Annotated in this window: 23 protein-coding genes; 5 read left to right on the forward strand and 18 right to left on the reverse strand. The window is 36.9% G+C overall.

Going from position 1 to position 22,331, the window contains the following annotated elements:
* Positions 1 to 54: 54 nt before the first annotated feature.
* The 8 genes from fabV to EZL74_RS10530 form a co-directional block, all read right to left on the reverse strand.
* Positions 55 to 1,248 carry an enoyl-ACP reductase FabV gene (fabV, locus tag EZL74_RS10495; RefSeq protein WP_131476567.1) on the reverse strand — a complete coding sequence of 398 codons (1,194 nt, stop codon included), beginning with the start codon at positions 1,246 to 1,248 and terminating at the stop codon, positions 55 to 57.
* A gap of 65 nt (positions 1,249 to 1,313) precedes the next feature.
* Positions 1,314 to 2,966 carry a DNA repair protein RecN gene (recN, locus tag EZL74_RS10500; protein ID WP_131476568.1) on the reverse strand — a complete coding sequence of 551 codons (1,653 nt, stop codon included), beginning with the start codon at positions 2,964 to 2,966 and terminating at the stop codon, positions 1,314 to 1,316.
* A 42-nt stretch (positions 2,967 to 3,008) separates the two neighbouring features.
* Positions 3,009 to 3,896, reverse strand: a complete 888-nt coding sequence (gene porD / locus EZL74_RS10505) for a type IX secretion system protein PorD (protein ID WP_131476569.1) — start codon at positions 3,894 to 3,896, stop codon at positions 3,009 to 3,011.
* A complete protein-coding gene (gene coaBC, locus EZL74_RS10510) occupies positions 3,880 to 5,097 on the reverse strand; it encodes a bifunctional phosphopantothenoylcysteine decarboxylase/phosphopantothenate--cysteine ligase CoaBC (protein WP_131476570.1) in 1,218 nt (405 codons plus the stop codon). The genes porD and coaBC overlap by 17 nt, the downstream gene beginning before the upstream one ends.
* 5 nt (positions 5,098 to 5,102) lie before the next feature.
* Positions 5,103 to 5,423 (reverse strand): DNA-directed RNA polymerase subunit omega, encoded by a 321-nt coding sequence (locus EZL74_RS10515; RefSeq protein ID WP_131476571.1) that lies wholly within the window; start codon positions 5,421 to 5,423, stop codon positions 5,103 to 5,105.
* Between the two features lie 9 nt (positions 5,424 to 5,432).
* Entirely contained in the window at positions 5,433 to 6,227 is a 795-nt protein-coding gene (locus EZL74_RS10520; RefSeq protein WP_131476572.1) for an outer membrane protein assembly factor BamD, read from the reverse strand.
* A 109-nt stretch (positions 6,228 to 6,336) separates the two neighbouring features.
* Entirely contained in the window at positions 6,337 to 7,221 is an 885-nt protein-coding gene (gene dapA / locus EZL74_RS10525; protein WP_131476573.1) for a 4-hydroxy-tetrahydrodipicolinate synthase, read from the reverse strand.
* 1 nt (position 7,222) lies between these two features.
* Positions 7,223 to 7,741: a DUF6913 domain-containing protein gene (locus EZL74_RS10530; protein WP_131476574.1), complete on the reverse strand. Its 519-nt coding sequence runs from the start codon at positions 7,739 to 7,741 to the stop codon at positions 7,223 to 7,225.
* 48 nt (positions 7,742 to 7,789) lie between these two features.
* Here EZL74_RS10530 and EZL74_RS10535 point away from each other — a divergent pair, with 48 nt between their 5' ends.
* Entirely contained in the window at positions 7,790 to 8,569 is a 780-nt protein-coding gene (locus EZL74_RS10535) for a 5'-nucleotidase C-terminal domain-containing protein (protein WP_131476575.1), read from the forward strand.
* 46 nt (positions 8,570 to 8,615) lie between these two features.
* A complete protein-coding gene (locus EZL74_RS10540; protein ID WP_131476576.1) occupies positions 8,616 to 9,533 on the forward strand; it encodes a bifunctional metallophosphatase/5'-nucleotidase in 918 nt (305 codons plus the stop codon).
* Here the strand turns inward: EZL74_RS10540 and EZL74_RS10545 are convergent.
* The 7 genes from EZL74_RS10545 to rpsF all read right to left on the reverse strand — a co-directional run bounded on the left by EZL74_RS10545 (position 9,516) and on the right by rpsF (position 14,878).
* Entirely contained in the window at positions 9,516 to 10,202 is a 687-nt protein-coding gene (locus EZL74_RS10545) for a hypothetical protein (protein WP_131476577.1), read from the reverse strand. The two genes, EZL74_RS10540 and EZL74_RS10545, sit on opposite strands and share 18 nt — an antisense overlap.
* A 17-nt stretch (positions 10,203 to 10,219) precedes the next feature.
* Positions 10,220 to 10,945: a lysoplasmalogenase family protein gene (locus EZL74_RS10550; protein ID WP_131476578.1), complete on the reverse strand. Its 726-nt coding sequence runs from the start codon at positions 10,943 to 10,945 to the stop codon at positions 10,220 to 10,222.
* Between the two features lie 89 nt (positions 10,946 to 11,034).
* The gene (gene ligA, locus EZL74_RS10555; RefSeq protein WP_131476579.1) at positions 11,035 to 13,035 is read right to left on the reverse strand and encodes an NAD-dependent DNA ligase LigA; all 2,001 of its coding nucleotides are present in this window, start codon (positions 13,033 to 13,035) and stop codon (positions 11,035 to 11,037) included.
* 77 nt (positions 13,036 to 13,112) lie between these two features.
* On the reverse strand, positions 13,113 to 13,586 hold the full coding sequence (locus EZL74_RS10560) for a DUF6495 family protein (RefSeq protein WP_131476580.1): 474 nt from the start codon (positions 13,584 to 13,586) through the stop codon (positions 13,113 to 13,115).
* Between the two features lie 139 nt (positions 13,587 to 13,725).
* A complete protein-coding gene (gene rplI / locus EZL74_RS10565) occupies positions 13,726 to 14,166 on the reverse strand; it encodes a 50S ribosomal protein L9 (RefSeq protein ID WP_131476581.1) in 441 nt (146 codons plus the stop codon).
* 65 nt (positions 14,167 to 14,231) lie between these two features.
* Positions 14,232 to 14,528 carry a 30S ribosomal protein S18 gene (gene rpsR / locus EZL74_RS10570; RefSeq protein WP_131476582.1) on the reverse strand — a complete coding sequence of 99 codons (297 nt, stop codon included), beginning with the start codon at positions 14,526 to 14,528 and terminating at the stop codon, positions 14,232 to 14,234.
* A gap of 5 nt (positions 14,529 to 14,533) precedes the next feature.
* The gene (gene rpsF / locus EZL74_RS10575) at positions 14,534 to 14,878 is read right to left on the reverse strand and encodes a 30S ribosomal protein S6 (protein WP_131476583.1); all 345 of its coding nucleotides are present in this window, start codon (positions 14,876 to 14,878) and stop codon (positions 14,534 to 14,536) included.
* A 187-nt stretch (positions 14,879 to 15,065) separates the two neighbouring features.
* Here rpsF and EZL74_RS10580 point away from each other — a divergent pair, with 187 nt between their 5' ends.
* Positions 15,066 to 15,761, forward strand: a complete 696-nt coding sequence (locus EZL74_RS10580; RefSeq protein ID WP_131476584.1) for a LytR/AlgR family response regulator transcription factor — start codon at positions 15,066 to 15,068, stop codon at positions 15,759 to 15,761.
* 6 nt (positions 15,762 to 15,767) lie between these two features.
* On the opposite strand, the gene priA is transcribed toward EZL74_RS10580, so the two are convergent.
* The 3 genes from priA to nadC form a co-directional block, all read right to left on the reverse strand.
* The gene (priA, locus tag EZL74_RS10585; RefSeq protein ID WP_131476585.1) at positions 15,768 to 18,224 is read right to left on the reverse strand and encodes a replication restart helicase PriA; all 2,457 of its coding nucleotides are present in this window, start codon (positions 18,222 to 18,224) and stop codon (positions 15,768 to 15,770) included.
* Positions 18,225 to 18,323: 99 nt separating this feature from the next.
* A complete protein-coding gene (locus EZL74_RS10590) occupies positions 18,324 to 19,271 on the reverse strand; it encodes a YihY/virulence factor BrkB family protein (protein WP_131476586.1) in 948 nt (315 codons plus the stop codon).
* Positions 19,272 to 20,129, reverse strand: coding sequence for a carboxylating nicotinate-nucleotide diphosphorylase (gene nadC / locus EZL74_RS10595; RefSeq protein WP_131476587.1), 858 nt, complete (start codon positions 20,127 to 20,129; stop codon positions 19,272 to 19,274).
* Positions 20,130 to 20,309: 180 nt separating this feature from the next.
* On the opposite strand from nadC, the gene EZL74_RS10600 reads away from it, so the two are divergent.
* Together EZL74_RS10600 and EZL74_RS10605 are read left to right on the forward strand one after the other, a co-directional pair.
* Entirely contained in the window at positions 20,310 to 21,332 is a 1,023-nt protein-coding gene (locus tag EZL74_RS10600) for a quinone-dependent dihydroorotate dehydrogenase (protein ID WP_131476626.1), read from the forward strand.
* Positions 21,333 to 21,359: 27 nt separating this feature from the next.
* On the forward strand, positions 21,360 to 22,226 hold the full coding sequence (locus EZL74_RS10605) for a hydroxymethylglutaryl-CoA lyase (RefSeq protein ID WP_131476588.1): 867 nt from the start codon (positions 21,360 to 21,362) through the stop codon (positions 22,224 to 22,226).
* The last annotated feature ends 105 nt before the right edge of the window (positions 22,227 to 22,331 follow it).

Consider the following 22,331-nt stretch of genomic DNA (forward strand, 5'->3'; position numbering starts at 1 on the left):
CTCACAACAATTTGTGAGCTTTTAAAGGTTATAACTATTAATTTAACAATTAAACTATTTTTTGATACTTGGAATAGGCACCATTTCGTTTGTGTTTGCATCGTAATCCACTCCATCAAATCCAAAACCAAAAAGATTTAAAAAGTCTTGTTTATAACCGGCTAAATCTCCAATTTCATTCAGATTTTCCGTTGTGGCTGTTTCCCACAAAGCTTTGATTTGATTTTGAATGTCTTCTCTCATTTCCCAATCATCAATTCTGATTCTTCCTTTGTCATCTGTAGGGATTGCGTTACCGGTATAAAGTCTTTCTCCGAAAAGTCTTTGAATTTGTTCAATACAACCTTCATGTATTCCTTCGGCTTTCATGGTTTTATACAGCAGTGAAATGTACAACGGAATTACAGGTATGGCAGAACTTGCCTGGGTTACCAATGCTTTGTTAACCGAAACATAAGCCTTACATCCTATTGATTTCAAACTGTCTGTAATTTCAAAAGCTGTAGCTTCCAAATGATCTTTAGCTCTGCCGATAGTCCCTTTTCTGTAAACAGCTTCAGTAACTTCCGGCCCTATGTATGAATAAGCTATAGTAGTAGCTCCTTGAGCTAAAACACCAGCTTTATTCAAAGCTTCCATCCACATAGCCCAATCTTCACCTCCCATTACAACAACGGTATTTTTAATGTCTTCCTCATTAGCCGGCTCTATAGTAACCTGGCTTACGTTTCCGGTATGGAAATCAACGGTTTTATTGGTAAATGTACTTCCGATAGGTTTTAAAACAGAACGATGTAACACCCCGGTAACCGGATGCATACGAACCGGAGACGCTAAGCTGTATATTACTAAATCCACTTGCCCCAGGTCAGCCTTGATTAAATCAATGGTTTCCTGCTTTACTTCATTTGAAAAAGCATCACCATTAATACTCTTGGCATACAATCCTGCGTTATGAGCCTCATTTTCAAAAGCGGCTGAATTGTACCAACCCGGTGTAGCCGTTTTTCCTTCTGCAGGTTCTTTTTCAAAGAAAACGCCAATAGTTGCAGCGTCTGAACCAAAGGCACTGGTGATTCTCGATGCTAATCCGAAACCGGTTGAAGCTCCGATAACCAAAACTTTTTTCGGACCATCAATAGCACCTTTTGATTTTACATAAGCTATTTGATTTTTAACACTTTGCGCACAACCATCAGGATGGGCTGTTAGACAAATAAATCCTCGCATTCTTGGTTCTATAATCATATTCTGTTGAAATTAAGTTGCAAATTTTAGTTAAAAAGTGGCACAAAAGTAGTAAATTTAAACGGTTAGTTCAGCAATGCTTTTGCATGATTCAATGCCGAATCCGAAATTTCTTTACCTGAAAGCATTTCTGCTATTTCTCTGATGCGTTCTTCTGTGTTCAATAATTTAAGTTCTGAAATGGTATTTTCGCCCGATACTGTTTTGAATACTTTGTAATGACAATTTCCTTTGGCAGCAATTTGCGGAAGATGAGTAATGGCAAAAACCTGCATGCTTCGGCTCATATCTCTCATAATCTCACCCATTTTATTGGCAATTTCACCTGAAACCCCCGTGTCTATTTCGTCAAAAATAATCGTTGGTAATTTTGAATATTGTGCTAAAACAGATTTTACCGCCAACATAATTCTCGACATTTCACCGCCTGAAGCCACTTTTTTCAATAATCCGAAATCGGTTCCTTTATTGGCGGAAAATAAAAACTGAAGGGTGTCTTTTCCGTTATTGTGGTAAACACGTGCTGCCATAAGCTCAATTTTGAACCTTACATTTGGCATCCCCAGTTGACCCAGAATTGCTATTAATTTTTCGGTCAAAACCGGAATGGCTTCCCTCCTGCTTTTGCTTATATTATCGGCAATACCGTCTAATTGTTTTTCAAAATCAGTAATTGTATTTTCCAGTTTCGCAATTTCTTGTTCCAAAGTCACCACTGAAACGACTTTATTTTCGAGTTCGTTTTGAATTCCCAACAATTCTTCAACGGTCAATACCTGATGCTTTTTCTGCAGCGTGTAAATCAACTGCAATTTTTGATTGATTAATTCGAGTTTTTCGGGATCGCTGAAAACCAGTTCTGAAGCACGATTTATTTCTTTTACAATATCGTCAAACTCAATTAAAACCGAGTTGGTTCTTTCATAAAGCAAACCATAATCAGCAGAAAAGTTACTGTTTTTTTGAAGTGTTGAACGAAACTCTTTCAAATTTTTCAGCAGTCCAAATTCCTCATCGTTTGCGAGTGCTAATAAAGCAGAAAGGTTTTCTTTGATAAACTCTACGTTGTTTAAAGCTTCATACGACTGTTCTAATTCTTCCAGCTCTCCGGCTTTTAGCTGAGCTGACGCTAATTCGTTGTATAAAAACTCATTATAATCTTTTTCTTTTAGAATACCGGAAAGACTTGACTTTTTGTTTTCCAATTCAGTCTTAGCGGCTCTGTACTTTTTCAAAATCAATTGAAAGTCAGCAATCAATTCCTGATTGTTAGCAATTGCATCTATGATGGTAAACTGAAATTCTTCCTCAGAGAGTTCCAATGTTTGGTGTTGCGAATGAACATCAATTAAGTAAAAACTCAAATCTTGCAGTTGCTGCAGATTGACCGGACTGTCGTTAACAAAAGCTCTTGATTTTCCTGAAGGTAAAATTTCACGACGAATAATCGTTTCCTCTTCATAATCTAGATCATTGGATTCAAAAAACGATTGGAGGTTGTATTTGCCAATAGCAAAATGGGCCTCTACTATGCATTTTTCGTCTTTGTTCTTAAGTGAAGTCAAATCGGCTCTTTTGCCCAAGACCAAGCCTAATGCACCTAAAAGTATTGATTTTCCTGCTCCTGTTTCTCCGGTAATTATTGAAAAACCGTTGGAAAAATCAATATTTAATTTTTCTATCAATGCAAAATTCTCGATTGAAAGCGCTGTAATCATGTTCGGAAAAAGAGGGAAAAGTTTAAAAAGTAAAGGTACTGATTATAACTTAATGGTTGCCCATTTACTAGAGTTGATGGGAGAAACTTTATTTAAAGTATCGATAGTGTCTGCCAAAGGTACTTTTGGCCCTCCTGACAAAATCGAGATGATTTCATCTACTTTCGCATCAAAAAATACTCTTGTCAAAAAGGCATTGGGACGAATTTTATACAATACATTAAGAGTATTGATGGATTCTATTATTTTTTCTTTAGCTGTTTTTAAATCAGTATTCATAGTGTCTAAACCTTCACGGTGGTATTTATACAACACTTCTCTAAAAGAATCATATGTACCGGAAAGAACATCATTAACTAAAAAATACCTGTTTTGATTGCTGTCGCCTTGATTCCAACCTTTGTAACCGCCCTGTTGAGCTACAGACATGATTTGTTGAGCGGTATCAAACCAGTTTTTACCCCCTTTTAAAGCATAAGTATCCGCATCAAACCCAATAATCATATAACTGTAATAGGCCAAAATTGAAACTAAATTCGAATCAAAACTCGAGGGATTAAAATTGAGATTTTCAAATTCTATATAACGGAATGCCAGGTCTTTATCATTATAATTAAAAACCGGCGTGGTGTAATTAGAGTTGAAAACCGGTCGGGTTGATTGTACTTGAATTGTTCCGGTGAACTGGTTTGAATCATAGCTGTCAATGATGATAACCATTGAACAGTTGATTTTCTCATTTTGCTTGTAGCTTTCTCCCGTCCAATCTGTTTTGTTTACAAACTCGCTGATTGAATTTTGCAAGGTTTTAAAAATCTGATTGTTAGTACTGGCCAGTTTGGCTGCATTTACCTGCACGGTACAATTTAATTGTTGCGCTTGTACCATTCCAACAAAAAACAAAAAAAGAAAACTAACTATTTTTTTCATAATGCAAAATTACTTTACTGATGATGTCTCCCGCAACGGCTTCTTTTGATTTTAACGGCATGGTTTCAATGGCAAAGTTTTTATCAATAAAAGTAATTTTATTGGTTGGTTTTGCAAAACCGGCGCCTTCATCCCGTAGCGAATTTAAAACAACCAAATCTAGGTTTTTTTTCTGAATTTTCAACTTTGCATTTTCAATTTCATTTTCCGTTTCTAAAGCAAAGCCAATCAGGAATTGTTTTTGTTTTTGTTGTCCTAATGAAGCTAAAATATCTTTGGTTTTCTCTAATTCGATGGAAAATTCAGCTTCTGTTTTTTTGATTTTTTGTTCCGCTACAACTTTAGGCTTATAATCTGCGACGGCTGCGGCACAAATAGCCACATCGCTTTGATCAAAATACTGATGACATGCTTCGTACATTTCCTGAGCCGAAGTGACTCTGATAATATGAATATTGGAATGTTTTACAGTTAAAAAAGTAGGGCCTGTGATTAAAGTTACTGAAGCTCCAAGGTTGGCCGCATGGGTTGCAATATCAAACCCCATTTTCCCCGTTGAATGATTACCGATGAACCGAACAGGATCAATGGCTTCATAAGTTGGACCGGCTGTAATTAAGATTTTCTTTCCGCGAAGCGGTAATTTACTTTCTAAGTCATTTTCCAGAAAAGCAATAATGTTTTCGGGTTCTGCCATTCTGCCTTCTCCGGATAAACCGCTGGCCAACTCACCCGATTCTGCCGGAATCATGATATTTCCAAACTTTTGCAAAAGCGAAAAACTGGCAATGGTAGAAGGATGCTTGTACATATCTAAATCCATAGCCGGAGCAAAATACACCGGGCATTTAGCTGACAAATAGGTCGCGATTAACAGATTATCGCAATTCCCGTTGGCCATTTTGGATAAAGTATTGGCTGTGGTTGGGGCAATCAACATTAAGTCAGCCCAAAGACCTAGTTCAACATGATTGTTCCATTGAGCATTCTCATCGTCTTCATTGTAAAAAGTGGAATGAACCGGATTTTTAGAGAGAGTAGATAGCGTTAGCGGAGTTACAAAATCCTTAGAAGCCGGTGTCATAATCACTTGGACTTCTGCACCGGCTTTTATAAATAATCTGACTAATGAAGCTGTTTTATAAGCAGCAATTCCTCCGGAAACGCCGAGTACTATTTTTTTACCGCTTAGAACAGACATAAGAATTAGTCTTTTGTAGTATCTCTGTAGTAAATTTTGTCATCAAGCCATTCTTGAACGGCTAATGCATGTGGTTTTGGTAATTTTTCGTAGTACTTAGAAACTTCAATTTGTTCTTTGTTTTCAAAGATTTCTTCAAGACTATCGTTGTAAGTGGCAAACTCTTCTAATTTTTCAGTCAATTCTTTTTTAATTTCTGAATTGATTTGGTTTGCTCTTTTAGCCATTATTGTTATTGCTTCGTAAACATTACCGGTACGTTCCTCTATCAGAGTTTTATTATAGGTAATAGTATTTACCGGTGCGTTCGTCTTTTTTAAATCCATGACTTTTGTTTATTTAGAAAATTGTTGTAAATCTTTGTCTATTCGGGCTAACATTTCGTCAGCTTTTGCTTTGTATTGAGTGTCCGCTTTGTATTTCAGTAAAGTGACATAAGCTTGCTTGGCATTTTTCAATCGCTCTTCCATTTTTGAAGGAACACTGTTGATGGCTAATTGATAAGCTGAGTCCAACTTGAAATACAATGCTTTTTCTTTGTAAATGGTTCCCGGGAAATTAATTAAAAAATTATCAAATGCTACCATTGCCGCTTTGTGATCACTGATGTTATTATAAATTTTGGCATTCTCAAAGGCTTTCTTTTCCAGTTTTTCTCTTAAATTTTTGACCAATACATTCGCCTCGGCTAAATTTTGTGAATTAGGATAAGCATCTATAAAATTCTGTAATTTATCAATGGCTTTATAAGTATCGGTTTGATCTAAACTGTAAACTGGTGATAACTCTGTGAAACACTTGGCTCCTAAAAAAGAAGCCTCTTCCATTTTCTCACTTTTGGGATAACTGGCTGCAAAATTTTCAAACTGATAACCGGCTAAATAGTATTGTTTGGTCTTGTATAAAGCTTGAGAATACATGTAGAACATCCTTTCAGCCTGAGGTTTACCTTTGTATGCCGGAGCAATTTGTTCAAATAATCGTATGGCTTTGTTGTACTTTTTTGCTTCGTACATTTTTGTAGCAGAAACAAATTTAACAGCAACGTCTTCCGACTTTAGTGCTTTTTGATACTCGCTGCATGACGATAAAAACAAGGTTACTGCAAACAGGGCTAAAAATTTCTTCATTTTTCGGTTTAATTCAGCTTATTCTAAACGACATCAGTGATTTAAAAAGCAACTGCAAATTTAGTTATTAATTGTAGACTACAAAATATTTTTTTCGACTTCCGAAAAACTACATTTTTGAAATTTTAACAGTAAAATCATCCAAGCGTTTGGCCAAATTTTCATCTACATTTACTAATGGTAAACGCACCGTATTCTCTGATAATCCCAATGATTTAAATATTTCTTTAATTCCGGCAGGATTTCCTTGTTCAAAAATCATATCAATTGCATCGGCCAAAAGATAGTGTATCTTATAAGCATCTTCTACTCTTCTGTTCAAACCCAGTCGGACCATTTCTGAAAATTGTTTTGGAAAACCTTCCCCAATAACCGAAATAACTCCTGCGCCTCCGGCTAAAACCATAGGGAGTGTAATCATATCATCACCCGAAATTACCAGAAAATCTTTTGGCTTGTTTTGAATCAGTTTCATGGCCTGAACAAGATCACCGGCTGCTTCTTTAACGGCCACTACATTTTTGAAATCGTTGGCCAATCTTATTATCGTTGACGGTAGCATGTTGCTGGCAGTTCTTCCCGGAACATTGTATAAAATTACCGGAAGCGGTGATGCTTGAGCTACAGCTTTGAAATGCTGGTAAATTCCTTCCTGAGTAGGCTTGTTGTAATATGGAGAAACAGAAAGTATTGCTACAAAATCTGAAAAGTCGCGCGATTTCAATTCTTCAACCACTTCTTGAGTATTGTTGCTGCCAACCCCCAAAACCAGAGGCAATCTTCCTTTATTGGCTTCAACAACAGTTTTTATAACCAATTCTTTTTCTGCTTTTGATAAAGTAGCACTTTCGGCTGTGGTTCCGAGTACTACCAGGTAATCAATTCCGTTATCTATCTGAAAATTAACGATGGCTTTTAATGCTTCTACATCAACAGAAAAGTCTTTTTTGAAGGGAGTAACCAGAGCTACTCCGGTTCCAATTAGTGATTGCATGTTATAGTTTGTTTAGTATTTTTAAATATTTGAATAATTCATCCATAAAAACCTTGTAATTCTCGGCATTGGTATTAATCATAAAATGATTCAATCGCTTATCTATGGATGTAAATCCAACTTTAAATCCGGCTTTTGACAAGTGTGATACTAAAAGCAAGGCCACTTTTTCAGTATCGTAATAGTTGATTAATAAATCAAAAGGTTCTTTTATAAAATCGTTGACTTCTCTCTTGTCAAAAGTAGCATGCCAACTTAAATCTTTATGACTGAAAACCGGATACTCAAAAGTTTCATTTTTTTTGATTTTATCCTTGTAAACCAGAACTTTGATGTTGTTTTCTTCAATTCCGTTTTGAATTAATTCCTGTACCAAAGCTTCTCTTTCGTAAAAGTAAGTTTCATCAAAAACAATTCCGACCGTTTTTATAAGGCCGTCGGTGGTCAAATGTTTAACATTTGATAAGCTATTTTTAACTATTTTTTTTGTTGAAAAATCCTTGAAGTAATTTAAAAACATACTACTTTTACTTGAATTACAAATTTACTAAAATTAGTACCAAAGTCGATGACAAAGCTAAAAAACTATGCGGTTGTTTTAAAACTTTTTGTTTTATTCTTAACATTTACAATTGCCCTTTCTTGTGCGGAAAAAAAATACACTGTAACCCGAATTGAAGGCAAAGAAATAGGCATAACAAATAAAAATGCTGAAGTAGCTGATATAGAAAATTTTATCAAGCCCTATCGCGATAAAATTGATGCCGATTTAAATTTGGTTTTGGCCAATGCCCCGGTAACTATTGACAAAACTGGTGAATGGCAAACGCCCATGGGGAATTTTTTGGCCGACATTACTTTTGAGAAATCAGATAAAGTTTTTCAGATAAGAGAAAAAAAGGCGATCGACATTTGCCTGTTGAATCACGGAGGAATTCGAACCATTATTCCGAAAGGTGATGTAACAGCCCGAACCGCTTACGAAATCATGCCGTTTGAAAACAGTGCTATTGTGGTGGCTCTGAAAGGTGAACAAATTTTGGAACTCGTAAATTACTTTATATCCGAAAAGAAACCACATCCGTTGAGAGGATTGACTTTTACCATAAGCAAGGACAATCAACCCAAAAATATTATGGTAAATGGAATGCCTTTAGTTAATGACAAAATTTATTATGTGGCCACTTCCGATTATTTGACAAATGGCGGCGACAACATGAACTTCTTTAAAAAAGGAGTTGAAAAATTCGATTTAGATTATAAATTAAGAAACATCATCATCGATTATTTCAAAGAAAACAAGACCATTACTGCTAACAAAGACATCAGAATTACAAAAGAACAATAAACATGCAAAGCATTTTATTTAAAATGTTCTAATAAATCCAGCATCAATGAAAAGAAGAGACTTTATACAAAATACAGCTTTAACATCTGCTTTACTGGGAGTCAGTGGTTTATCACTCAGTAGTTTTAAAGCTGCGAACACCAAACACCTGACAATACTTCATACCAATGATGTGCACAGTTACATTGATCCTTTTCCGCCAAATCATCCTAAAAATCCGGGTATGGGCGGTGTGGCACGAAGAGCTGCTCTGATAGAAACCATCAGAAAAGAAAATCCAAATGTATTGCTGCTCGATGCCGGAGATATTTTTCAGGGAACTCCTTATTTTAATTATTATGGCGGTGAATTGGAATTCAAACTGATGAGCATGATGAAATACGATTTGGCGACCATTGGCAATCACGATTTTGATAACGGTATCGAAGGCTTGTATAAACAATTACCCAATGCCACTTTCGAGTTTGTTTCTGCCAATTATGATTTTAAAAACACTATCATGAACGGACATGTTCAGCCTTATAAGATATTGAACAAAGACGGAATTAAAGTGGGTGTCTTCGGACTTGGTGTAGGACTGGATGGATTAGTAGACAAACGAAACAGTAAGGAAACCGTTTACAATGATCCCGTGGGCGTTTCTCAGGATATGGCTCGTATCCTGAAGCATGAAAAACAATGCGATTTAGTCATTTGTCTTTCTCATATCGGGTACAAATACAAAGATGAACCCGACAAAATATGCGATACCAAGCTGGCCACATCAACCAAAGACATTGATCTCATCATTGGGGGGCATACCCATACTTTTCTCGACAAACCGACAATATTAAAAAATGCTGACGGTCAGGATGTTTTGGTAAATCAGGTAGGCTGTTACGGAGTGAATCTCGGTAGAATTGATGTGTATTTTGAAAATGATAAAACCAAAATAACGTCGGGTAGATCAATCATTGTCAGCTGATTTTTCGGCCGTGATAACGTATTTGTAAAATGTAAAAAATGCCAAGGTGTTAAAGGTCATGGCCAAAGGACGGAAGAATTCCTGATATTCATTTGTTAAGAAATACTTTTCTATAAAAACAGAAAACTGCAGCATTACAAACAACAAAGCACTTATTAATAAAATGGAATTTTGTTTGTTGTCGTCCATCACATAACTCGACAACGAAATACCGGCAAATAACGAAATCAATACGTTTTGTATCACTAACAAGTAATAGCTTTGTTCCGGTATGTCAGGAGTTTCCATGAACAAGTAAAAGAAGATCAATAAAAAAGGAGCTGTCGCAATTGCAACAGGGATGAAATCTTTAATTTTTTGCAAAGAAAAAATCAGGTAAATTGCCAACATCCTGTGAATGCTGAAAACGACTAAAGCATAAAATAGAAAAGAAGGTGTATTGGGAATGAATAAAATATTTGTCAATAACGATAGCCCTAAAACAAGAATAAACAGTTTACTTTTTTTATCAGATTTTAAACAATAAATGACTATCAGAGTTGATGTAATCAACGGTTTTAAGGTACAGATAAAAGATTTGGCAATTACATATTCGGCAATGATTTCAAAAGCTGCTATGAGAAAATAGCAAAACGTTAATGTTTTTATGATGTCATTTCTATTTTGCATGCAATTGTTTTTCCAAATTATTTAGTTTTTATCGGCTCTATTCTTTGGATGTTTTTTTCGGTGTTAAACATGTACAACGTCAATAACAATTGCCCGGCAATAAACAAAAGCATTGCAAAAGCTTGTAACACATTTACTTGTTCGTAGTAAAGTTTCAACAAAAAAACAAATTGATTAAAAGCCATAAACAAAGTACTTATGAGCAACAATGAATTGGATTTATTAGAATCCATGATGTAATTTCCAAGACTGAATCCGCCTAAAAAAATGGTGAAAACACCTTGCAGCAAAAATAAATAAACACCGTTTCCAAGGGCATTATAAGTAAATATTGTTACCGACATATAAATAAAGGCGAACGGGATACACCCAATGATTAAAGGAATAAGGCTAGGCATTTTTACTTTGTTCACAACAATGTAAATTATCAATATTCTGTAAATCACAAAAAACAAAACCCCATAAACAATAAACTGGAAGGTATTTTGAATAAATAACAAATTAGCCACCCAATTGAAAGCCAAGGCAACAATAAAAAGCTGGTTTATTTTCTGGGAAACTATTAAATAATAAGCGGTTAATAAAGGAAGAATTAATGGTTTGGTTGCCCAAACCAACGTTTTGTTTTCATTGTATTCTCCCATAATTTCAAGCACAGAAACCACAAGGAAACACAACAAAAAAATGTTTGACAGTTTACTTTTTCCTAAATTCTTAAAATAATCGACAATTCCTTTTTTCATAGCAACGAAACAACCCGAAATATATTTAAAAAACCTCTCTAAATATAAGCTAAATATTTCAGAATCAAACGCTCAAAAAGGATTATTTTTTAGGTGCTGATCATTTCCAAAAAATCGGTTTCAGAAATGATTGGAATTTTTAACTGATTGGCTTTTTCCAATTTGGCAGGTCCCATATTGTCACCGGCTACAACGAAATCAGTTTTGGCCGAAATCGAACTGCCAACCTTACCCCCGTTGTCTTCGATGGCTTTTTTCAAATCATCTCTTGAGAATTTTTCAAACACGCCTGAAACTACAAATGTTTTTCCGGCCAAAATGTTGGTCGCATTCGGATTGTGCTTTTCTACAAGTTCCAATTGCAGTCCGAAATGTCTCAGGCGTTCCATAGTATTCACGTTGTCGGGATTGCTGAAAAACTCCAGAACACTCTGGGCTATCTTCTCACCTATTTCATCCACCAAAACCAAATCCATCAAAGTTGCGTTTTTCAGAGCATCGATGGTTTTATAATGCTTGGCTAATTTTTTGGCTACCGTTTCTCCCACATATCGAATTCCGATGGCGTATAACACCCTCTCAAACGGAACTTCTTTTGATTTTTGAACCCCATTAACTAAGTTCTCTGCCGATTTTTGAGCCATACGCTCTAACGGAAGAATTTGATCTACGGTTAATTCGTAGAGATCGGCATAGTTCTTTACCAAACCATTGTTGTAGAGTAAAGCCACCGTTTCGCCGCCCAATCCCTCAATATCCATCGCTTTGCGCGAAATGAAATGTTGAATTCGGCCAATAATTTGCGGCGGACAACCATAAAAATTTGGACAGTAATGATTGGCTTCTCCTTCGATTCTGACTAATGCTGTGTTGCATTCGGGACAATGCGATATGTATGCCGTAGGAACAGCATCGGCCGTTCTTTTTGTTAAATCTACCGCAATAATTTTGGGGATAATTTCACCGCCTTTTTCGACAAAAACCGTATCCCCAATTCGAATGTCGAGCTTTTCAATTTGATCGGCATTGTGCAGCGATGCTCGTTTAACGATTGTCCCGGCCAGTTGCACGGGTTCTAAATTGGCTACCGGCGTGATGGAACCCGTTCGCCCCACTTGGTACGAAATCGAATTCAATTTGGTGGAAACCTGTTCGGCCTTAAACTTATAGGCTATCGCCCATCGGGGTGATTTTGCGGTATAGCCCAGTTCTTCCTGCAAATTGAAGTCGTTTACTTTTACAACCACCCCATCGGTTTCGTACGGAAGTTTATGGCGGTGTGTGTCCCAGTAGTTGATGTATTCAAAAACGTCTTCGAGTGAATGGGCCAATTTGGCTTCTTTGGGCACTTTGAATCCCCATTTGCGCGCGGCTTCCAAACCTTCAAATTGGGTTTTAATGTTTAAATTGTTGCCCACGATGAAATACAACAAACACTCGAGCGGACGCTTGGCTACTTCAGCGCTGTCTTGCAATTTCAGACTTCCCGAAGCGGTATTTCTGGGATTGGAATAAGGCGTTTCCCCAATTTCAATCAACTCCTGGTTCATTTTTTCAAAACCTTCAAAAGGCAATATGATTTCGCCTCTGATGTCAAACCGTTCGGGAAAATTACCTTTGAGTTGTAAGGGGATCGATTTTATAGTTTTGATATTGGTGGTTACATCATCGCCTTGAAAACCGTCTCCCCTGGTGACGGCGCGTTTGAGTTTGCCGTTTTCATAGGTGATGCTTATGGAGGCGCCGTCGTATTTCAATTCGCAGGTGTATTGCAACGGCACATTGCCCAACACTTTTTGAATGCGGTGTTCCCAATCAATCAAATCTTCCTTGGAATAGGAATTGTCGAGAGAATACATGCGATAGTCGTGAACAACGGTATTGAAATTTTTGGTTATCGCACCACCAACCCGTTGGGTAGGTGAATTTTCATCAAAATATTCAGGGTGTTGTGCTTCTAATTCCTGAAGCTGCTTCAGTTTTTGGTCGAATTCAAAATCGCTTATCGTAGGATGGTCGAGCACATAATAGTTATAGTTGTGCTGGTTGAGTTCGTCGCGTAAATCCTGAATGACTTTTGAGATATCCATAAAAAGAAATTTGGCTATTATAGTTGCAAATTGTGTGCACTAAAATAGCCAATATTTTTTTGATAAAGAAGGAAACTTTACGATTGAATTATTCCATTGATTTGTAGGTATAACTGTCCGTCACTTAAAATTGCTCCTTGTGTTATCAAATCAAAAATAGCCGCATTTCGCTCCTGGTCGTATTCTTTTTTGCCTAAGTGTATTTCTACGGTATCTGTGAATAAATTATCGCTGAGCCATTGTAATCCTTCTTTTTGCATGAAATCAATTTCGGGCTCTAGTGACTTGAGCACTATGGACTGAATTAATTTTTCCTGACAATGGAAAAGAAAAATATGATTTTTGGAAAAATGTTCCAAATAATGGGCGTTGGTCAAAACGCCTTCCCAAATTAGATCGGAGAACACGTCTAATTCCTGTTCTGCTACTTCGGGTCGGTTGGCTTTGATGGCGTCCCATTCGGTTTTGTCTATAGATTGTGTAGCCAAGAAATTGCTGAACTCTTGATGTAAGGCTTCGAATTGTTCTTTGGTTAATCGTTTATACTTCATAAATTATGACGTGTTGTATTAGTATGGGTATTGCCCTAGCCCCGATGGGAGCAAGCTACCGTGTAGCGCGGACAGCGGGAAAAAGCTTCAAAAAAAAATCCCGATTTGCATCGGGACTTTGTGTTTGTATCGTGAAATATTATTTCTCAGCTACAATTTCGTATGGTAATTCGATAACCACTTCTCTGTGCAATCTCACAGTAGCAGCATATTTACCGGTACGTTTTACTACACCGCTGGTGATGAATTTTCTGTCGATAGGCTGACCGGCAGTTTCTAAAGCTGCAGCGATATCAATGTTGGTAATCGAACCGAATAATTTTTCTCCGCCTGCTTTAGCAGTGATTTTAATTTCTAAAGCTTTTAATGCTTCAGCTAATTTTTTAGCATCGTCAACAATTTTGGCTTCTTTGAAAGCTCTTTGTTTTAAATTTTCAGCTAAAACTTTTTTGGCTGAAGGAGTTGCTAAAGTAGCAAAGCCTTGCGGGATTAAGTAATTACGACCGTAACCGTTTTTTACTGTTACGATATCGTCTTTAAATCCTAAATTTTGAACGTCTTGTTTTAAGATCAATTCCATGTTGTTGTCCTTTTTTATAGAAGTTAGGTTTCTTTACAGAAAACCAACAACTGTATGTTTGTTAATTATTTTAATAAATCGGCCACGTATGGCATTAAAGCTAAGTGACGGGCTCTTTTTACAGCTACCGATACTTTTCTTTGGTATTTTAATGAAGTTCCTGTCAAACGACGTGGTAAAATTTTACCTTGTTCGTTAACGAATTTCAATAAGAAGTCAGGATCTTTGTAGTCTACATATTTGATTCCTGATTTTTTGAAACGACAATACTTTTTAGTTTTGTTGGTTTCGATGTTTAAAGGCGTTAAATATCTTATATCTCCGTCTTTTTTTCCTGAAGCTGATTGTTGCAAATTTGCCATGATGATTAAGCTTTAGAGGTTTCTTTTAATTTAGCTCTTCTTCTTTCTGCCCAAGCGATAGCGTGTTTGTCAAGACTTACAGTCAAGAAACGCATTACTCTTTCGTCGCGTCTGAATTCAGTTTCAAAAGCGATTAAAGCCTCAGGAGATACTTGGAATTCGAATAAATGGTAAAAACCACTTTTCTTGTTTTGGATTTCGTAAGCTAGTTTTTTCAAGCCCCAATCCTCTTTTGATACCATTTTAGCTCCTTTTGCAGTAAGAAAATCTTCAAATTTGCTTACTGTTTCCTTTACCTGAACTTCAGATAAAACGGGATTTAAAATGAAAACAGTTTCGTAATGATTCATAATAAAATGATTAAAATTTTAAATTGGGCGCAAAAATATAAAATACTTTTCAATTAACCATAGCAAATATGGACAAATCGTCTAAAAGTATAAAATTCCGTTTAAAAGCAAAAAAAGTCGATAAAATGTTAGGTAGATTAAAAAAAACTATATATTTTTACATCACCAAATCTATAAAAGTAAAGTTATGAAACTAAATTGTGTTGTTGTTGATGATAGTTCAATCCAAAGGATGATCATTGCAAAGCTAGTAAATAATCACCCGAATCTACATTTAGTTGGTGATTTTTCTAATGCAATTGAAGCAAAAAATTGCATGTCGGTTCATACTGTTGATTTAATATTTCTAGATATAGAGATGCCGGTCATCAGTGGATTTGATTTTCTGGATGGTTTGAAAGTAAAACCTCAAATCATTTTCATCACGTCAAAAGCAGAATATGCAATGAAAGCATTCGATTATGACGCTACGGACTACCTACAGAAACCGATAGCGTTGGATCGTTTTAATGCTTCTGTGAGAAGAGCTATGGATTTTCACATGCTTAAAAAAGAAAATCAGGAAGAAGAAGGTGAACACATCTTTATTAAAAGTAATCTCAAAAAACTCAAAGTGTATACCAATAAGATTAAATGGATTGAAGCTTATGGCGATTACGTAAAAGTAGTTACCGAAGACGACAGCAATTTAGTACTTTCTACTATGAAATCGTTTGAGAAAGATTTATCAAAAGATAAATTCATTCGTGTTCACAAATCTTATATCATTAATATAGATAAAGTAGAGCGTTTCAACAGTAAGTTTGCCGAAATTGGCCTTACCAAGATTCCTTTGAGCCGAAATAAGAAAGAAGATTTAATCAGAGCTTTAGCTATTGCTTAAAACTATTTAATAAAAATCTACATTTACAGTAACTTTAACAGTTCTGTATTGCGCAACCGAATCAAAACTATTCAGTATTTTCTGGATAGTTTTTTTTGTGGCCTGTAAAGACGTTTCTGCCGGAATTTTGATCATGATTGTACGGATGTATTCATTGCGAATGCGACTCACGGCCGGTTCCTCGGGTCCAAGCACCGGAATAGACAGATTTTGTTTCAATACCTGATACAACCACACCGAACCTTCTTTAAGTTTTTCAAAATCGCGATGCTTCACGGTTAATCGGATTAAGCGATAGTATGGCGGATAGTAGTATATCTTTCGCTCGTACAATTGTTCTTTGTACATGCCTTCATAATCATTATTGGTCACTTGCTGTATAATATTATGAAGCGGATTGTACGTTTGAATGATAACCTTACCTCTTTTTTCAGAGCGCCCTGCCCTGCCCGCTACTTGGGTCATCATTTGATAACTGCGCTCAAAAGCCCTGAAATCGGGATGGTAGAGCATATTATCGGCATTCATAATGCCCACTAACGAAACATTGTCGAAATCTAATCCTTTGGCCAACATTTGAGTACCTACCAAAACATCAATTTCGCGATTTTTAAATCCGTCAATAATTTTTTCAAAACTGTATTTCCCGCGCGTGGTGTCCTGATCCATCCGCTTGATGTTTTTATTGGGGAACAATCCGGCTAATTCCAGTTCGATTTGCTCGGTACCAAATCCTTTAGTTTCTATGTCAACGCTTGAACACACGTGACAATTTTTGGGTTTAGCCATATTGTACCCGCAATAATGACAACGCAATTGATTTTTGTACTTGTGATAAGTCAAACTCACATCGCATTGCGGACATTGCGGAACGTGGCCACAAGTCAAACATTCCAATACCGGCGAAAATCCTCTGCGGTTTTGAAACAATATTACTTGCTCACCATTCGCGAATGCTTCGGTAATAGCTTCGATTAAGGTGATACTAAAGTGTCCTTTCATTTTTTTTCTGAAATAACTATCCTTTAAGTCTACTAATTGAATCTCGGGTAGTTGTACTTTTCCGAATCGTTCTTTTAAGGTAACCAAACCAAACTTTCCTGAAGTAGCATTGTAATAAGTCTCAATGCTTGGCGTGGCCGAACCTAAAAGCACTTTAGACTGATGAGCATTTGCCAGTACAATGGCCGCATCACGGGCATGATAACGCGGTGCCGGATCCTGTTGTTTGAATGTAGCTTCATGCTCTTCATCTACGATGATTAATCCTAAATTGGAGAAAGGTAAAAACAAAGCCGACCGGGCCCCGATTACTATCTGAGCTTTTTCGGAGGAAGCAAGAACCTGGTTCCAAACTTCAACGCGTTCGTTGTTGCTGTATTTAGAATGAAAAACAGCTACTTTGTTTCCGAAATACTGCGTCAAACGCGATACCAATTGTGTGGTTAAGGCAATTTCGGGCAGCAAATACAAGACTTGTTTTCCTTGATTTATATATTGCTCAATGAGCTGAGTATAGATTTCGGTTTTACCACTGGAGGTTACTCCGTGCAATAAACAAACTTCTTTTTCGACAAAAACCTCTTCAATTTGATTCACCGCATTTTGTTGTGCTTCACTCAATGATAGCTGGTAGTCTACTTTATTTTTATGAAAATTAACGCGGTCTTCCTGAAGATAATATTCTTCAAAAACCTGCTTATCTATCAATGCTTTGACAATGGCGGCTGATGCTTTAGCGGTTTCTGTTAAATGTTTGACTGAGATGGGTTTCTTTTCCAGAGCTTGCAACTGAAAATACTGCAAGACCAACTCTTTTTGTTTGTTGGCATTTTTATTAAAATTATCCAGCAACTCAATCAGTTTTTCTTCCTGTTGGTATTGTTCGTGCAGACGAATGTACCGAATGAGCTTTGGTTTGTATTCTTCCTGAATTTCTTCCTGTAAAGAAATTATGTTTTTATTGATTAGTTTTTGAATAATGGGCAATACTGTTTTTTTGTTCAGTATGTCTATTACATTCTGAATCTTTAGCGAAGATTGATGCTGGAGCGCTTCGTATATTAAGAACTCATCATCGGATAAGTCTGCCTGATTGACAGAAGTATCCTGACGTTGTGAAAGAATGGTCTCGCTTTCTAACAACAATGCCGAGGGCAAAGCACCGCGATATACATCGCCGATGTTGCACATATAATAGGACGCAATCCAAAACCAATGGTTGATTTGAAATTCATTGACAATGGGCTGTTCATCCAGAATTTGATGTATTTCTTTGGCTTCGTAGAGCGTTGGTGCTGTTTGATGTAAATCGATAACCAATGCCGTGTAGATTTTGTTTTTACCAAAGGGAACAGCTATACGCATTCCTTTTTTTATAAAAGCATACTCAGTTTCAGAAACCTTGTATGTAAAGGTTTTAGGAAGTGAAAGCGGAATGATAACTTCAATAAAAAAAAGCATGATATATGATTTAAAAAAATGCGAACCGTTTGTTTTTTTAACCCTGACTGCAGCAACTACCGTGTAGTGCGGAAGGCAGGAACTACCTGTAAAAGATGCCTATGGTTTGGTTTCTAATTCTTTTTGTTTTTCGCGTTTGATGTGTTGTATGGAAGCATTCAAATCAAAGCCTAAAAGCAATATCATACAGTTAATCCAAATGTAAAACATGACTACTAACAAGGTTCCTATGGAGCCGTACAGCTCATTGTATTTTGAAAATTTTACAACCCAAATTCCGAAAAAATAGGATGATATGATAATCAAAATGGTAGTAAATACAGAGCCGATAGATATAAAAGACCGTTTTTTGTCGTGTCGGATTCCGAATTTGAACAGCAGCGAAGTAGCAATCAGTATCATTAAAATGACAAAAATGTATCGCCCCATTTCTATCAGTGGGATATTATCGGATAAAACATCCTGAATTTTGGTCATTTGAATGAAAACCTCAAAAATCACTATAGCTGCAACGGTAATGATTAACAGCAACGACAGTAATATGGACAGGGCCAATGCTACAAAGTACTGCCGGAAAAATTTTCGTTTGGAAGTAATGTGTACGTGATGCGAACTCTCAAAACCGCCCAATATGGCATTCACCCCGTTGGTCATCAACAAAATTGCCATTAGGAATCCCGTTGAAAGCAAACCACTGTGACTGTTGTGTAAAATGTCATTGATGATTTTGTAAATTGCATCATAGGTCGTTGGTGGTACACTTTGGTGCACAAATCCAAGGAAATCATCCTGAAAACCTTGTATGGGAATATACGGTATAAGATTCAGGATAAACAGCATAAACGGAAACAGGGCCATAAAGAAACTCCAGGCAATAGCTGCTGCTCGGTAGGAAATAGCACCTTCTACAATTCCGGTTGTGTATAAATCAAGCAATTCATAAAATGACAATCCGTGCAGCCATGGTAACTTAATTCTTTTGAGCAAAGCAACAAGTTGTTTGACCAGCGGTAGTCGGTTTATCAATTTATCTGATTCTTCGGTCATTTAAAATGCTTTTAAACTGAGGTCCATGTTATAAACAGAATGCGTTAAGGCTCCTGATGATATGTAATCAACCCCACATTCAGCGTAATGACGTATGGTTCTTTCGTTAATGTTTCCCGAAGATTCGGTCAGACACTTGTCACCAATCATGGCAACAGCTTTTCGAGTATCTTCAAAATTAAAATTATCTATAAGGATGCGGTATACGCCTTCATTTTGTAATATTTCCTCAATTTCATCAAGGTTTCGGGCCTCAACTATGATTTTTAAATCGAGTTTGTGATGTTTTAAAAACGCTTTGGTTTTGGTTATGGCGTGAGTAATACCTCCGGCAAAATCGTTGTGATTGTCTTTTAGCATAATCATATCATACAACGCAAACCTGTGGTTTTCTCCTCCCCCAATTTTTACCGCCCATTTCTCGCAGGCACGAAAACCCGGCGTGGTTTTACGGGTATCTAATATTTTGGTTTGGGTACCTTCTAACAGCTTAACGTACTGGTTAGTTTTGGTGGCTATAGCCGACATTCTTTGCATCGAATTGAGCATCAATCGCTCGGCTTTTAATATCGATTGAGAACTGCCCGAAACGTGAAAAACCACATTGCCTGGTTTTACCGGAGTTCCGTCTTCTATGAAAACGTCCATTTTCAAGGTTGGATCTACATTTTTGAAAACCATTTTGGCAAATTCAACCCCGGCAATAATACCGTTGTCTTTCACTAAAAGCTTGGCTCTTCCCTTTGCAGTATCCGGAATACACGCCAACGAACTGTAATCGCCGGGACCAATATCTTCACGAATACCGTTTTGTATAATTATATCTAGTTCTCTCTGAAACTGTTGCTCTGAAATCATTTTTGTAATTATTGAATCGCTAAAGTAATTTGAAAATTTGAAAATTAAGAAATTTAGAATTGAAAATAATGGCATCAACGATAAATTTATGGGTTTGTAATGGAATCAGTCATTTTTCAAATTGACACCTCTTCAAACTTTCAAATCATTTATTACCTTTGCGCAACAACACAACAACTCATGTACAAACTACTCATTCGTCCCATTCTTTTTTGGTTTGATCCCGAAAAAGTCCACTACTTTTCCTTTTCTTTTATCCGATTGATTACTAAAATTCCTTTTGTTCCAACGCTTTTAAAGTGGCTCTATCAGGTTGATGATCCGCGCTTGGAAAGAGAAGTTTTTGGCTTGAAGTTCAAAAATCCTGTTGGCTTGGCCGCCGGATTTGATAAAGATGCCAAATTGTATCAGGAATTGTCGCTCTTTGGATTTGGATTTATCGAAATAGGAACTTTAACACCTAAACCACAGGATGGAAATCCCAAAAAAAGACTGTTTCGTTTAAAAGAAGATAATGCTATTATCAACCGAATGGGTTTTAATAACGGCGGTGTGGATGCAGCAGTACTGCGATTGATGAAAAATAAAGGTGTTCTTATCGGAGGAAATATCGGTAAAAATAAAGTCACCGAAAATGAAAATGCTACTTCCGATTACCTGATTTGCTTTGACACTTTGTTTGATTATGTAGATTACTTTGTAGTGAATGTAAGTTCTCCAAACACCCCTAACCTGAGGGCATTACAGGACAAAGAACCGTTAACTACTTTACTGCAAACCCTTCAAAATCAAAACCTAAACAAACCAAAACAAAAACCCATCTTGTTAAAAATAGCACCCGATTTAACAGACGAACAATTGCTCGATATAATCGATATAGTTAGGGAAACTAAAATTGCAGGTGTTATCGCTACCAATACAACCATTTCTCGTGACGGACTTCAGTCTGAAAATAAAGTCGAAACCGGAGGTTTATCAGGAAAACCGCTGACCAAACGCGCTACCGAAGTAATCCGTTTTCTCTCAGAAAAGAGTCATAAAGCTTTCCCTATTATTGGTGTGGGTGGTATTCATTCGGCGGAAGATGCTTTGGAAAAATTAGATGCCGGTGCATCATTGGTACAACTCTACACCGGTTTTATATATGAAGGACCGAATCTGATAAAACAAATCAATAGAAAAATCCTTGAAAAAACTTTGTAACTTAGCCCCTTTGCAACCCGATTCCTTTTGAATACAACAGTTAAAATAATCGAATGTCCACGAGATGCCATGCAAGGCATCAAAACGTTTATCCCTACCGAAATAAAAGTACAGTACATACAGGCATTGTTGCGGGTGGGTTTTGACACTATCGATTTCGGGAGTTTTGTTTCACCCAAAGCCATACCGCAAATGCAGGATACGGCAGAAGTTTTAGCACAACTCGACTTATCACAAACTCAAAGTAAGTTATTGGCTATCATTGCCAATACACAAGGAGCCCAAACAGCGGCCACTCATAGAGAAATACAATATTTAGGTTTTCCGTTTTCAATATCTGAGAACTTTCAAATGCGTAACACACATAAAACCATTGCTGAGAGTTTGGTGACTTTACAGGAAATACTAAATATTGCTGATGCAGCTAACAAAGAAGTTGTAGCGTACCTTTCCATGGGTTTCGGGAATCCTTATGGCGACCCATGGAATGTCGAAATTGTGGGCGAATGGACAGAACGACTGGCTACAATGGGGGTTAAAATTCTTTCGCTTTCGGATACTGTTGGCAGTTCTACACCTGATGTAATTACCTATTTGTTTTCTAATTTGATTCCGAAGTATCCTAACATTGAGTTTGGTGCCCACCTTCACACTACTCCCGATAAATGGCACGAAAAAGTAGATGCTGCCTACCAGGCCGGTTGTTTGCGTTTTGATGGCGCCATACAAGGATTTGGCGGATGTCCCATGGCCAAAGACGACCTGACCGGCAACATGCCTACTGAAAAGTTACTCTCCTATTTTACCGAAAAAAGAGCCAACACCAATGCTAGTCCTATGAGCTTTGAAAGTGCTTACAATGAGGCATCCAAATTATTCGGGAAATTTCACTAAGCCTTTGGCTTGAGCGCAATAGTTTTGTACATTTATAACCCCTAACTCAAAATCATAACTTTTGTCTCAAATCATTCGCTTTTCGTTTTTAGCGTTAATGTGCCT

The sequence above is a fragment of the Flavobacterium silvisoli genome (assembly GCF_004329815.1).
GTDB lineage: Bacteria > Bacteroidota > Bacteroidia > Flavobacteriales > Flavobacteriaceae > Flavobacterium > Flavobacterium silvisoli.